The 14,380-nt window shown below is 41.9% G+C and carries 9 protein-coding genes; 3 read left to right on the top strand and 6 right to left on the bottom strand.

The annotated features are described in order from the left end of the window. Positions 1 to 5: 5 nt before the first annotated feature. The 5 genes from L4C42_RS09440 to L4C42_RS09420 all read right to left on the bottom strand — a co-directional run bounded on the left by L4C42_RS09440 (position 6) and on the right by L4C42_RS09420 (position 9,738). On the bottom strand, positions 6 to 2,924 hold the full coding sequence (locus L4C42_RS09440) for a hypothetical protein (RefSeq protein WP_429760235.1): 2,919 nt from the start codon (positions 2,922 to 2,924) through the stop codon (positions 6 to 8). 16 nt (positions 2,925 to 2,940) lie between these two features. Further along, complete coding sequence (locus L4C42_RS09435) at positions 2,941 to 4,275, bottom strand: hypothetical protein (RefSeq protein WP_353497654.1); 1,335 nt, start codon at positions 4,273 to 4,275, stop codon at positions 2,941 to 2,943. A 348-nt stretch (positions 4,276 to 4,623) separates the two neighbouring features. Further along, positions 4,624 to 5,853 carry a hypothetical protein gene (locus tag L4C42_RS09430; protein ID WP_429760233.1) on the bottom strand — a complete coding sequence of 410 codons (1,230 nt, stop codon included), beginning with the start codon at positions 5,851 to 5,853 and terminating at the stop codon, positions 4,624 to 4,626. An 84-nt stretch (positions 5,854 to 5,937) separates the two neighbouring features. Continuing rightward, a complete protein-coding gene (locus L4C42_RS09425; RefSeq protein ID WP_429760231.1) occupies positions 5,938 to 8,331 on the bottom strand; it encodes a hypothetical protein in 2,394 nt (797 codons plus the stop codon). Between the two features lie 21 nt (positions 8,332 to 8,352). Further along, positions 8,353 to 9,738, bottom strand: a complete 1,386-nt coding sequence (locus L4C42_RS09420; RefSeq protein WP_429760229.1) for a hypothetical protein — start codon at positions 9,736 to 9,738, stop codon at positions 8,353 to 8,355. A gap of 212 nt (positions 9,739 to 9,950) precedes the next feature. Between L4C42_RS09420 and L4C42_RS09415 the strand changes: the two genes are divergently transcribed. The 3 genes from L4C42_RS09415 to L4C42_RS09405 all read left to right on the top strand — a co-directional run bounded on the left by L4C42_RS09415 (position 9,951) and on the right by L4C42_RS09405 (position 13,303). Continuing rightward, a complete protein-coding gene (locus tag L4C42_RS09415; RefSeq protein WP_429760227.1) occupies positions 9,951 to 10,361 on the top strand; it encodes a hypothetical protein in 411 nt (136 codons plus the stop codon). A gap of 61 nt (positions 10,362 to 10,422) precedes the next feature. After that, positions 10,423 to 12,330, top strand: a complete 1,908-nt coding sequence (locus tag L4C42_RS09410) for a hypothetical protein (RefSeq protein WP_429760225.1) — start codon at positions 10,423 to 10,425, stop codon at positions 12,328 to 12,330. A gap of 1 nt (position 12,331) precedes the next feature. Further along, entirely contained in the window at positions 12,332 to 13,303 is a 972-nt protein-coding gene (locus tag L4C42_RS09405; RefSeq protein WP_429760223.1) for a glycosyltransferase family 61 protein, read from the top strand. Between the two features lie 65 nt (positions 13,304 to 13,368). Here the strand turns inward: L4C42_RS09405 and L4C42_RS09400 are convergent, their stop codons facing one another. Next, the gene (locus tag L4C42_RS09400) at positions 13,369 to 14,367 is read right to left on the bottom strand and encodes a hypothetical protein (RefSeq protein WP_353497647.1); all 999 of its coding nucleotides are present in this window, start codon (positions 14,365 to 14,367) and stop codon (positions 13,369 to 13,371) included. Between the last annotated feature and the right edge of the window lie 13 nt (positions 14,368 to 14,380).

Genomic DNA, 14,380 nt, shown 5'->3' with positions numbered 1-14,380 from the left:
TATGGCTAGTTTAAAGGTTGATCAAATAATCGATTATTTACATCACTTCCATCGATCGCAATAACGTTTGAAACGCTGGTTGATGAATCTACCCATGATATAAACAGGTCCTCAGTCCTATCGCCGTTTAAGTCCGCATTCCGGATTACAACATTATTTACATTACTACCCAAAGTTAGTGTTATCAGCTGCGCTGTACTAACGGATGACTTAATCGATACTTCAAAATCGCCGGTATCTTTGTTGTAACCAAGAAGCGCAATATCTTTGATACTATCCTGATCCAAATCTGCGACTTGTTCAATAGAAGCATCGATCCAGCGATCCGGCCAAGCTAAATTTGCTTGTCGCCCATTGTTGGCTCCATCATTAATCCAGACTTTATAGCGCGCATTAGCGCCACTGCCTGATAAACCGAACAACGCCACTTCTTGAACTCCATCAAAAGTTTGATCTTGTACTAATTGTATGCGCCCGTCTGTTAAGCTACTCGGCCAAGTAATAGAAGCCACACGCCCCGCTTTGGTGTCGCCATGCTTAACAAATAATTGATAACGATTGTCATCACTTCGCTGAGCAAACACACCTATATCTTTATAGCCGTCTTGGTTAATATCATCAGTCAGAACTAAGGTACCATTCGCCAGTTTATTGCTCCAGTTATACACTTCCAATTTGCTTGCACTGGCTCCATCCAAAACGAAGAGCTGAGCTTTATTCGTTCGTTTGTGGATACCAAACATTGCCACTTCTGGTACCTTGTCGCCGGTTCTATCCTCTAACGTTATAAATATGACGTCATCCCAGTTGTTTACCCACTTATAAGTTCGTAAGCTGGCGGCTGATTGACCATTCTTCACAATAAGTTGATTGGTTTTGTTCATCTTATTTTGTCCAGCAATGGCCACCTCTCCTACCCCATCGCCAGTTAAGTCCGCGAGTAGATAGGGTTTGACATTTGCTAACGACCCCGGCCAATTGTAACGTTTCAGCACTTTAAAATTGTCAGAGGGGTCGACGATAACCATAGAGTACCGATTAAGACTTTCTATAAAGCCAAACAACGCGATATCAGCAATTCCGTCTTGGTTGTAATCATCATGCTTTAACAACTCCACTCGCGAAAAGCCAAAGTCGAGACTAGTGGTATTAATAGGCGTTAAATTCGAGCCATCCAATATTGACAATGCCATTTGCGGTAATGTCGTGGTGCTCAGCGTCACAATATCTTGTGCTCCATCGCCACTAATATCTGCCCACAGGTAAGGTTTAATTTGAGCCACTACGCTATCAGTCGGATCCAGCGGGTCTGTGCCATTAACCAGTTCTTGAAAATCTGAAACACCATCATCATCACTATCAACGGCATTAATATTGGTTCCCGCTAACAATTCATCCAAATTGCTTATACCGTCGCCATCATTGTCTTTCGAGGCGTCAGAGGCATCAAGCGGATCAAGCCCAAGAGTTAGCTCTTGATTATCAAAGATGCCATCACCATCCGAGTCACGACTCAGTGGATCATAGCCATTGGCAATTTCTTCTGCGTTACTAATACCATCTTTGTCTAAGTCTTGCGAACCGTCAGCGCCATCTGTTGGGTTCAAGCCATATTGGGTTTCAGTACCATCGGCAATACCATCTCCATCCGAGTCTGCATTAGCGATATCCGTACCTAAATTGACCTCTTCTAAGTTTGAAAGACCATCTTTGTCTGGATCTAGTGCCAAGTCGTTAGGATCCAGCGGATTCAGTTTATTCGAGATCTCGGTATAGTCATCCAATGCATCCCCATCGGTATTCGCTTTATATTGATCCGTCCCAGCTATCAGTTCTTGTTCGTTTGTTAACCCGTCATTGTCTAAATCGGGATCGAACCGATCATCGATAAAGTCAGTATCACCATCAAAAAATGCAAAATAGCTGGGGGCATACTGCGCCGAGGCGCCTAGTGAATCTGATGTCTCTAATGTGGTGTAATTACTACTCGCTAGCACTCTTTGTGTCGTAAAGTTCGCCTGATATAAAGGGCCATTGATCTTAGCATCAGCAATAGGCAGCTCTTGGTCATTCAACATTGCCGACATCGAGGTTACTATTGGAGCACCAGCCAACCTTTCGGCTCCAATACTCAAAGCCATGTTGACAGCCTGTGTATCGCTATACGCATCGCTAGCATCCAGCGTCAATTGAATATCACCGATATCAGCACTGGTAAATGTACCAGTACCAACCATCACGGCCCACACATACCCTACACCTTGCGAATGACCGCTTGCTTCCTTAACTTCAATACTATTTGCTAGCGTACGAGATGAACGATTTAATGACGCTTTAGTAATGACATTCGCTAGTCCACCCAATGGCTGATCTGAAAAATTGGGTATATTTAGTGTGTTTTGTAAAGGGGTCGTTACCGTATTGCTGTACGCATCATAGACAAATAGCGACAGGTTTACGTCCTCCCCTACAGATCCATCAAACTCGGCTTCTCCTTGGAAATAAGCCCAAACCTGGCCGCCTGAGCTCTCCCCGCCACTTTCTTTAAGTGTCAAGGTATCGACAGTTGAAGAGCTGCTTCTTCGCAGCTCCGCATAATCTAATGCATTGGACTGACCATCAGTTTGATTGCTTGGCAATGTGGGAATAGTCAGTGAAAACGTTAAACTCTGTAAACCGCCTTCCGAGTCCTCTATCGCTATTCGTAACGTGTTGTCACCACGAGATAGCGAGGATGTTAAGGCCGTCTGCGTATAAGTAACCCATGGCTTATCGGTACTTAACTCTGCCGATTGTGCTGCATCCAATGTGTCACTATTCCAATATAAGTGTGCTTTCGTCGGCAGCTCCGCTGCAAATACATCTGGACTAAACGTCAATAATGTCATTGCCAAAGAGAGGCCTGCATAGAGAGAATTTCTCATGCTTATTCCTCCTTTTTTAGCGCTGTCGAGCTACGGCAACCGCTTTTACTGTTAATGCTCCGGTATTCGATAAGCTTGAGTTAGCTTCAAATAATGGATAAAAGAAAGGAGAGGTCACGCCCGGTGACAACTGCTTAGTAAACTGATCGATAGGATAAACACCACCATAAGCGCCCAAGTCTGCTCTAGAGCCGTCAATATCTCGATAGACATTTGAATCTACACCAGCATCAATCGCAGGAGAGCCTGTCGCGAGTTGGTAATCAGTTAAAAACATCGGGTCTTTACCGCTTTGGTTACCATTGCCCTCAGGACAGTTTTGTTTGGTTTCAAAGCACAAGTTGTGGCTGATAAGGAAATGATTTTGAGCCTGGCTGTCTGTAAAGTCGAATAAATTGGGTTGAATTAACCCTTTGATAATATTATTGCTAAACAAACCAGAGCCGCTAATATCAAAGCTATCGTGGTAGGTAGATACACCCTCATTCAAACTATCATAACTTTGTTCAAATACATTGTTAACGACTTCCCATTCGCCATTAAGATATAGCGTTCTAAAATTACCTGGAGTACCCGTGGCAGAAAAAGGGTTGAGACCCTGTCTAATAATATTATTTACAAACTCACCAGCCCCATAAAGCATTGCTACATAACCAATGCTAGCTCCTGTAATACTGCCCCCCAGACTCTTTGAAACGTTTTGAATAAATTGATTACCGATGATTCGTGCGTACTCTGTGCTTTGAAAGTTAATTTGTGAATCTGTTATGGTAAACACATTACCAATCACATTATGCTCAGCACCAAAATTTGCAAATGTAATGTTGATATAGTTCAATTTATTACCAGCAAAAAGTAGTGTCTTTTCAGCTCCCCAGTTATAAAAACTGCCATGACCTAAAACGTTGAAGACACTGTTCCCAACGACAAGAAGATGGTCAACCGTCGCAATGTTATTGTCACTATCAGTAACTTGAACGACAGACGCTTCTACTCTAGTCATAGCATTCTCTAACAAAGCAACAGACTCTACATCCCCTTCAATTTTGAAATCGTTGAGACGATCATTCTTACCAAGGTTAACACCTTGTAATATAAACTCAGTCTCACTCCCTGAAATCAGCAATCCATCATTATAATCAAAATAAACCATAGGATTAGCCGCACGGTTTATGGCTCTGATCGTCAATGATTTATCAATAGTTAAGTCAGATGCTGTGGAGGGATAAATACCGTCCCTGAGTTCTAGGACATCCCCTGCGCTAGCGTTGGCAACAGCCGCTCTAAGTGTGTTAAAGCCTGGCTCAACAACAATAGTCGCCGCGTTAGGGGCTGCGGAGAGTAAAGTCATTGATATGAGTAGGATTACTCGTCTAAAATACCTTGATAAGCACATATATTCATCCTTGTTCTAGCCAAAATCATAGCGAGTCCGTAAAGCTCTTAATATGAGACTAGTCGAATTGAATGATGCTTCAAGCAGTGTAATCGGTTGCATTTTGCTGTAAAGTACAACCAATTGATAAAAATCATTTTATCCGAAGTTCGAAAGTTCGAATGCGTGACATATATCACACTATAACTTAATGATTAGGCTCAGCAATAGTGTAAGCCAGCCTATCTAGCCCCGCAATTAATATCCTTAAACCAATCTATCCCGTTGTGAAATAGACTGGTTTATGATGACTACTCTTGAATATTAGGGTGTCAATTTTGTAGGATCTGGTATAGAAGAATCAGTTGCCAGAGAAAGTGTCTTAATTGTGCGCTCTAACGCAGTCTTTTCTGCTTTATACTGCTGAAGCTCTTCACTCAGACTCTTTGCTTGTTGTGTTAAGGCATGATTCTTCTGTTCGACTTCGGCGAGCTTTCTATCTCCTGTGATTTTTCCTTTGCTCTCTCTATCCAACAAAGAAACTTTAATCGCACGTGCTTGCTCTTTTAACGTTTTATTACCTATCTTTTCAATGCCAGTAGCAACAGCAATTTCTTGAAGGGATGCCTCCAAAGCCAGTATATACCTTTCGAACTGTTTTTCTGATAGAGATTTGAGCTCTTTTACTTGAATAACGATTTTCTCATTTCTCTCTAGTGAGAAAGCGAAATCATTCGACATATTTTCGATAGCCTCGTAATCTCTAGGGGATGCATTGATGTACGCTTTTGCCTTTTCTAGGAGACTATTTGATCTCGATGTCACAATTGGTGCGTAATTAGAAAAGCGCTGTTTTTCTTGCGCAAGCTTCTTTTGCTCCAGCCCGCCTAAATATTTCCTTGTAACAGTTCGAACTTCAAGATTATGTTGATTTTTTTCTAGTGACAGTAGACGCTGACTATCAAAATCTTCATTTCTGGCAATATAGTCAACTACATTTTTTAACTGCTTATCTACACGAGCATAGTCGGTAGGGTAAACAGATTTTACCGCTAACTGATCTAAAAATTGCTTATTCTCAAATGCAATAGCCATTGTACTTTGCACTCTCTGTTTTGTCGCTACAGCTAGTTTGTAGGCGCTATCAAAGCTATTAAGGGCTTCAATAGTTTTCTCACCGTAACTTTTACTCGAGAAAAAACCAGAGTCACTGATAAGAGAAGGATCATTTTCAAACTCTGAATAATACTCCTTTGCCTCTTCCAGAGCTTCACCCATTTTTTCGTGGGCATCAACTGCGTACCAGTCTAATTCCTCACTAATAAGCTTCTGTTCAGCTTCCTTAAGTCTACTACTAATCGAGTCAAACATGGTTATTTGCTCTGTTGACGTCATATCTATATCGCCAACATTTGAACCTGAACTTGACCCGGTAGAAGTACAACCGATTAGAGCTGCACTCATCAATACACTAATTAGTTTCTTGTTTGTTAACATCACTGACTTAACGCCTTCCATTTTAGTTTCTATCATTTCCATTTTCATACTTTGCATGGTCGTTCTAGGGATAAAGACCAACCATAAAAATAAAGGCCAGCATTGTTAGCTGGCCTTTGTCACCGCTTTCAAACCTCGCGTCTAAGGTAGCTCACTACTCAATAGAACTTGTTGATAATTTCGACCATCAATAATAATGACTTCAACCTTATCATCATCATTCTTGCCAAGAATCACGAGATCGTTGTATCCATTACCATTCATGTCTTTGCTTGAGTACGTCATATCAGCTAGCACCGTTTCCAAAGATGTTAAGACAAGTTGCTTACCCGTTGAGCTGGACTTAACGGACACCTCTAGATTATTAGAATTACGGTTAACGCCAATAAGGGCAACTTCTCTAATACCATCGCTGTCCAAGTCATTGACTTGTTTGACCTTCGGACTGTCCCACGAGTTTGGCCAAGAAAGGTTCTGTAAGCGCTGGTTTTTGACATAGCTATTCACCCAAAGCTTATAACGCTCACTACCATTCTTGAGAGACAATCCAAACAGACCAATTTCATCTAGAGCATCTTGATTCCTATCATCCAACTTAATTTTTTGTACTGTCTCTGCCTCGAATTCACCAGGCCAATGTACAAATGCGGCCATACCTGCTTTTGTTTGCCCTCGCTTAATAGCTAATTGATAACGTTCATCATCATTCCGTTTTGCAAACATAGATACATCTGCAAACCCGTCACCATTAACATCAGGAATTACTTCAACCTCACCGCTACCCCACACGGGTCCCCAGTTGTAAACATCGAGCTTAGAACCAGAAGCTCCACTCAATACAAACAACTGATTTCTCAAGCTTCGCTTATGACTTCCAAACAAAGCGACTTCTTGTATGCCATCTTTATTTCTATCTGGTAAAAAAATCACTGTTGGATCTTGCCAATTATTTACCCACTTGAACGTCCTCAAGCTATTACCATCTACTCCACTGCGAACAACTAATTGGTTTGTTCCATTGACCTTATGTTGACCAAACAACGCGAAATCAGATACGCCATCCGAGTTCATGTCAGGTACTGACATAAGTTCAACTCTATTTAGAGTCGCAGGCCAGTTGATTCGCTTCACTACGCTTAGTGTATTCGCTGGATTCAATATAACTAAGGTATAACGGTTCTGGCTTTCAATGTAACCAAACAACGCTACGTAATCTTTTTCCCCTTTATAGTGTTCAGTCAAGTCAATAAGCTGCACATCGCTAAATTGGTAATCAAGCTCCTTTTCGATCAACGTTGCAAGCTGGGCATCCAACACGCTCACATTAACTAAAGGAAGAGCCGACTTATCAAGGGCAACAAACTCCGACGCACCATCTCGATTTACGTCACCAACAGTCAGCACTTCTTGGATGGCTTGGGATTTAAAGTCATCAGGATCAAGCGGGTCTGTGCCCTCCCGAACTTCATCTCCGTCATTGACACCATCGCCATCGGAATCAGCATTATTCGGATCTGTGCCATTTTTCACTTCATCTAAATGGCTTAAGCCATCACCATCAATATCAAGCAGCGCGTCCGTTGGATCTGTTGGGTCGAGGCCATTATCTACTTCGTATTTGTCACCAAGACCATCACCATCACTATCCGGGTTACGTGGATCGGTGCCTAGTTCAGCCTCTTGCTCGTTGGTTAGACCATCATTGTCCCAATCGTCGTCAAATCGATCGTCAATGAAGTCATTATCCCCATCGATAAAGCCAAAGTAGTTAGTCCCCATAGCGATCTCATTACCATCAAAGTCCTCAGCGCTTATCACTGCCTCATTGGCGGAGTTGAACGCTTGCGGCGAACGGTAAGAAACGCTGTAAACCGAACCATTAATCCAACTCTGATCCACGCTCAAAGCTTGGCCATTCACCGTTGCATCAACCGTAGTGACCACAGAAGAAAGAGGTGAATAGCGCTCGGATGTAAGGTACAAGTTACTCTCAATGGCATTCGTTTGAGTGCCGGCATAATTATCCAAAGCCGCTAACGCCAACTTTTGATTACCCGTCAATGGCGCGCCATACTGAGTACTTCCTTTGTACACCCCCCACACTTTACCTGTGGCTTCCTCGCTTGGCCCAACACCGAACTCTAACTCATTAATGGCGATAGTTTCGGCTTGATCAGCCCTTGCAAGCACGACGGTACTGACCAAGTTTCCGTACTCAGTATCCGTCGCAGGTAACTGACGCAAATACATAGGTAATGAAAACGCGGGGCTCACATTGCCTTCGCTGTCGGTCACCGCAATATTCACTTTGTGCGCGATCCCGTCTAAGTCAAATTCACCTCGTGAGAGTGAACTTGTATTCACCTTTTGGGTATACACTACCCAAGGTAAATTGAGCTCATCTTCGACAGGAACCGAAATAGCGTTATTTATGGAGTCATTGTCCCAATAGACTTGTGCGGAGTCGATGGCACTGGCCCATGCGCTATAGCTATGCACAATAGCTAAAAGGGCGAATACCCGAGGTTTGTTCATTGTCATCCCTGAGGCCTCGCTCTAGCGTAATTTAGAGATTGCGATGGCTTTTACATTAAGCTCACCGTTATTGCTCAAGCTCGCATTGGCCTCGAATAGGGGATAGAGATAAGGTGCAGACTCGGTCGCCGAGCGCTGGTCGTCGAACTGACTTTTAGGTAGCGGACCGCCTTCAATACCGATGTCGCTACGAGTGCCATCGACATCACGATAAAAGACGTCATCGATACCGGCATCAATCGCTGGTGACCCTGCTAACGGACGGAACTGACTGTCGAGTTTGAGATCATCAACCACAGTAATACCTGCATGCTCAATACAAGGCACTCCGTCTACTTCACTAAAGCAAAGGTTATTTTCCAACGTAGTTCCATTGGCACGATCTAAGCCAGAAAATGCTACTGCATTGGGTAGGTTAACAAAAATGTTGTTACTAAAGTGTGCATCACCATCACGAACATTGAAACTAATATTATCTCGTTCTTGTAATGCTATCGGCTCTACGTGGAAAACATTATTATTAATAGCAAAAGATCCATAAAAATCAACCACTTGAATACTATTCGGTGTTCCAGGTGATTGGTAAGTATTTCGCCCTGCAAGTACTGTGTTGTTAGAAAAAACACCATGACCACGCAGGTAAACAGGGCTTAGATAAGCATTGGACGCACTACTGCTGTCATCTGAAACGAGTCGATCAAAGAAGTTTCCTACTACTCTAGAGTGACTGCTACCAGTGCTACCAATGTTAACAGTAGTAGTATTATCTAGCACAAAAGCGTTACCCAAGATATGCTGCTCAGCCGTTGATTGTGATTTATTTGCATAGAAATTATTAAAGCTCAAGCTATTACCTGCAAAAAGGAACAGTTCTTCTGCCGCAGGAGCGATGCTTCCGCGGACAAAACGGTTACCGACCACGACAAGCTTATCCAAATACTGCAAGTCTCCGTCCGGATCATAATCTGGGTCTACGAACACTTCGATATCTGTGAAGTTATTTTGCAATAGAGCGACCGAATTTACCTCACCTATCACCTTAAAATAAGGGGTATTTGTGATAATTTGACCCTCATAAAACGTGATGCCTTGCATAACAAAGTCTGTGTCTTCACCTCGAATTTCAAGGGCCGATATACCACCACTCGTAAACATGAGTTTTGGCTTTGTCTGTGCGTTTAAGGCGCGAATGGTGAGAGACTTGTCGATGACTTGTGTGCCATTCGACATGTAGTAGATGCCTTCTTTAAGCACAATGACATCACCAGCATTTGCATCAGCGACAGCGGTCATTAATGTGCCGTAGCCAGGTTCGATTTCTACTTCCGCTGCTGTAGCAGGTTGTACATATGCGCAAGCCAATAGTGAAAGGGCTAACCCTAACCCTTTGAAATTTCCGTATTTCATAATTATATATCTTCTTTTAAAATTCACATCAACATCAGAATCAACTTGATTTGAAACAATGCTTGGGTAATTCTAACCAAAATTTGACAATGACTGAAACTAGACTATTCACAAAAATAACACAATAGAAAGAAATCAATTCGGTTTTACTTTAGGTAGCCAATAAAGTTCGATACCATTATGGAAACACTTCACTTCTTCACGGAATAAAAATGATCAATATACTGAGAAAAATCAAACACAAAGCAGCAAAAGGCTCGAACTATATTCCACCTCATAGCTTTCAATATCATCTAGATGTTACAGATAAGCACCTGGTTAAAGGTTGGGCATTTGACACAAAACGCCCAGATCACCCTGTGCATGTTGCATTTAAGCTAAATGGCATAGTGTTTTGTGAGGTGATTGCCAACCAATCGCGTGAGGATTTAGCCAGTGCTGGACTTGCTACTGCAAACTGCGCTTTTGAAATGGCACCAGATTTACCCCAAAAGTCACTTGAGATCATCCACGCGGACATGTACATCAATGAGCATAAGGTGAATCATGAGCCTATCGAGTTTACGTTGAACTATGAAAAGCTCGTAACGTTTTTACGCGAGGATCTCATCAATAGCCAATAACCAAATATCAAGAGCGTCAGGAAGCATTAGTCATTAACTAAAAATTAGCGGTGAGTGAACCATGGAACGGTTTTTTCAGATAACGAACAAGTATCGACGGCTGGCACTATTCGGCTGGTGTATGACTTCAATAGCCAATGCTCAACCACTTGAGAAACTAAACATACTCCAATCAGACTACCCAAAAGCCATTTACTTCCGCTATGTCGAGGGAAGTGCAGCAAACCCTAATATTCCTTACGAGAGGTGGGAGAAACGCTGGTCGAAACTAGATGGAATGATCGTTAAAGCGTTAGATGAAGAAGTACCAGGGCGCTCTGGTGAAGCCCAAAGAAAGTTCATAAAATACAAACAAAGAAACCCACAGAAACTCATGCTTCTTCATTTTAACGGTAATGCAAGAGATCCCAACTACCGTCCCAGTGACTATCCGGCAAGAGCTTGGACATATTTTGTTGGTACATATTCACAGCAACCACTCGCTCGTAACACTCAAACGATCCGTGTCGATGATACTGACGTTTTTCGTGTTAACCATGGCAAGCGAGCAAAATACAATGACGATGTCGCTATTGTTCCTCTGACTGAAAACAAAGAGCTCAACTGGGCTCAAGCAGAACAAGTTCAACTGTTATCGATAAACCCTGTCCAATCAACTATTACCGTTAAGCGAAGTCAGTATGGCACTAAGGCTAGAGATTATAAAAATGGTGTTTATTTAGCACCTCATGTCGCGCAGGCTCCTTACAAAAAATCCAGCACACAGTCCTTATGGCGTTATAACTTTGCAAATTTGGACACGAAAGAAGCGCCTTCTCTTATCCTTGCTAATGAGCTTCTATCACTGTTTAAATCAGGTCAAGCTCTGGAAAGTTTTGACGGAATTGCATTTGATGTACTCGCTGACTCTCGAGGACGTAAACACCACTCAAGACAAACGCCTATTGACTATCACTTAGATGGTAAATTTAACCAACTTGATATACATGCACAGTCCCAGTATCGATTAGGCGTTAAGCAACTGCTACAGAAACTAAGGCACTCATTTGGCGACAATAAAATCCTCATAGCAGATGGTAACCAGCTATCACAGCAACGAGAGATTACTTTACTCAATGGTATAGAGAGCGAAGAGTGGCCAAATTATGGCGATCCTGATCTCAATCAATGGTCGACTGGCATTAACCGACATCGTTATTGGACTCAGTTCAGTCGCACTCCGTCATTAAATGTAATCAAAATTGGGCTGCCAAACCCCAGCCAAAACTATAATCAGGAGGGAATTCGTAAACTTAAAGTCGCTGCTGCTCTTTTAACGGACGCCGTGATTTCTCCTGCCTATAAGTCCAACGGAAAAGCCTTGCACAAATGGCCAGAGTTGCATAGCAATGGCCATTATGATTGGCTGGGCAAACCGATCACCCCAATGAAATATTATACTGTTGAAAGCAAAGCACGAGTATTAATATCCGAAAGCAAACCGAGAATTGATTTCACAAAACCGTCTATCTTACTGAAAAGAAAAGGTAGAACTATTAAGCACTCGATTGACATTGAACTGACCGAGCCATCCGGTGTAGTAATTAGTGCAGAGGTCATGTCTCATTCAACGTTAGCGAAAGACAGAATCAGCTACTTAACACTCACACAACAAGAAGATATCAACCTGAAAGCTTCCTCATGGACAGGCAGTTCTCCCTTTATAGCCAGGTTCTACTTTGATAATTTACCAAAAGGTACGACCACGCTCATACTTGAAAGTGATGCAGAATACGTTACTATCAAAAATCTCAAGATCACTCCCGGTGCAGAGATAGCATATAGGTTGTTTGATAATGGTATTATTATTGCCAACCCAACAACGAATGCTCTAACACTACCAGATAATTTTTTACCAGAAACAAAAATACCCAGGCCATTGAGAATAGCAAAAAAGTCTGCAAAGCTAATAAAGGTAAAGAACCGATAAAATGAAACGAATAGAGAACTATCCACTACGATGTTCAGAGTATAAAAATGCCACATTGATTGCAACACAGGTTGACAGGGTAAATAAAACTTTTTCTGGCGGTATCTATGACCGCCATGGAAATATAATAACAGATAGCTTAAGACAAGACCCATCCTATACTGGATTAACAGCATTCCCTCAAGAAATAACACGCACTGCTCAAGAGCACAATATAGAATCAATCCCAAATGAAATAAAGGGTCAATATTTATATTTAGGTGCGTATACTTATCACTACGGTCATTTTTTACTGGAGTCATTATCTCGCATATGGGCGGCACAAGAAAACAACTACACTGGATTTGTTTTTAGTGAATTTGTGATACAGTCAGAACAATTCAAATCATTTACTGAAGTATTTCTATCTAGAGCTGGTGTAGACCCAAAAAAGACTCTGATTATCAAGGAGAATACTAAGTTTGAATCACTTCACATTCCAACGCCATTGTTTTATATAAACAATAAGGCTCACCACGAATACATTAACACTTTCAAACGCATATCAAACCCACTAAAAAATGGCACTCTAAGAATATACTTATCTCGCTCTAATCTGAAGAAAAGAAAAAGAATGGTTGTTAATGAAAAAGCTATTGAACAAGCTTTCATTGAACACGGCTTTATCATTGTTCATCCAGAAAAACTCAGTGTTGAACAACAGTTAACGCTCTACGGAAGTTGTCATACTCTTGCAAGCCTAGACGGCTCAGCTCTTCACAATGGTGTGTTTCTACCAAGAGAATCTCGCATAATAAATATTTGCACCAGCCGTTATCCCAATAAACTAAACACAAACCAATCAATCTGTAACCAGCTTAATGACCTAAAGTGTGAACTCATCCCATTTCAAGGAGAGGTTATTGACCTAGAGAAGCAGGTTACACGTTTCGATATTCCAACCATAAGGCGCTGGTTGAGAAAAAACACGTAACCTCAAGATTGTGCTGTGATAGGTCTGCTGAAATGGCAAAAATAAGCGCAATCAAGCTCGCTTGCCTAAAAGCCCATTTCTTCAGCCAACATTTCAATCAAACTAAGCTTTGTTAATAAAGGTCGGGCGGGCGTAGATTCGTCTATTTTTACAGGCTCCCGCTCGACAAATAACGTATCCAAGCCTAAATAATCCATGGCCACTTGACTGTTGGATGCAGAAAAATATTTCTCAATAGCCTCTCTCTGCTCAAACGTCAAAAGTCGTTCATTGGGCTTCGCTGGCAACTTGTTGCTGCAAGTCTCTAAAAACAACAACCTTTTGTTTCCTAAGCGCGGTTTAATATTAAGATTGCACAAACGCGCAAACTCCAGCATATCCCGCCCCCACTTAACATTGAGGCTTTTCGATTGTGAAAAGTCTAACGTCTCTGACTCTTTTACCGACAAGTAGTTTAGTATTCGTTTACGTACATCCCTTTCTTCTCCTTCGGAGGTTTGATAGCGCATCACTTTAATATGATGCTTTCCGAAATAGCGGCTCCATAGCGCTAGCAACTGCTCATAATCATAGCGCAATATTTGTGCTTGATAGTTCTCTATCATTTGCTCAAAGCTTTGACTTGAACCGGATTTTATCGCCGTTGAGTAAGTCGATTCTAAAAACTCATCTTGTGGACGTAAAAAGACCAGTATTTCAGGTTCGATTCCTAGCGATGAAAAAAACGCCGACATATATTCGAGTGCTTTATCACGAAGCCTAGAGCTAAAATGCTCCGCACTTAAGAACACCGTTTTCTCTGGGTTATCTTCGATTCGCTGACGTAATTGCCCCCAATAAAAACCAATGTCGGTCGTCGGTTTAGGCAAAAACTCCATGTATTTTCCATTGTTGTCTAATGGATGAAGCTCGTTTACGAGATCAAAGTGTGCATCTTTTCGTGGTCCTACGTGAGGGTAAAGCACTCCCAACTCTTTTAGTTTTGCCCTATTCTGGTCAAAAAAGTGTTGAACACTTGTCGTTCCGGTCTTCTCTGTTCCTATGTGAATTACCACACGAGTCATATTCTGTTTCAAC

The organism is Vibrio wakamikoensis, assembly GCF_050337275.1.
GTDB classification, from domain to species: Bacteria; Pseudomonadota; Gammaproteobacteria; order Enterobacterales; family Vibrionaceae; genus Vibrio; species Vibrio chaetopteri.
The sequence above is the reverse complement of the archived record's forward strand: the minus strand, read 5'-3'. Positions and strand labels throughout refer to the sequence as shown.

Bases quoted from the DNA above. Each gene is read 5' to 3' on its own strand.
- L4C42_RS09415 (WP_429760227.1), top strand. From the start codon at position 9,951: ATGATCAATATACTGAGAAAAATCAAACACAAAGCAGCAAAAGGCTCG.
- L4C42_RS09400 (WP_353497647.1), bottom strand. From the start codon at position 14,367: ATGACTCGTGTGGTAATTCACATAGGAACAGAGAAGACCGGAACGACA.
- L4C42_RS09430 (WP_429760233.1), bottom strand. From the start codon at position 5,853: ATGCAAAGTATGAAAATGGAAATGATAGAAACTAAAATGGAAGGCGTT.
- L4C42_RS09425 (WP_429760231.1), bottom strand. From the start codon at position 8,331: ATGAACAAACCTCGGGTATTCGCCCTTTTAGCTATTGTGCATAGCTAT.
- L4C42_RS09405 (WP_429760223.1), top strand. From the start codon at position 12,332: ATGAAACGAATAGAGAACTATCCACTACGATGTTCAGAGTATAAAAAT.
- L4C42_RS09410 (WP_429760225.1), top strand. From the start codon at position 10,423: ATGGAACGGTTTTTTCAGATAACGAACAAGTATCGACGGCTGGCACTA.
- L4C42_RS09420 (WP_429760229.1), bottom strand. From the start codon at position 9,738: ATGAAATACGGAAATTTCAAAGGGTTAGGGTTAGCCCTTTCACTATTG.
- L4C42_RS09435 (WP_353497654.1), bottom strand. From the start codon at position 4,275: ATGACTTTACTCTCCGCAGCCCCTAACGCGGCGACTATTGTTGTTGAG.
- L4C42_RS09440 (WP_429760235.1), bottom strand. From the start codon at position 2,924: ATGAGAAATTCTCTCTATGCAGGCCTCTCTTTGGCAATGACATTATTG.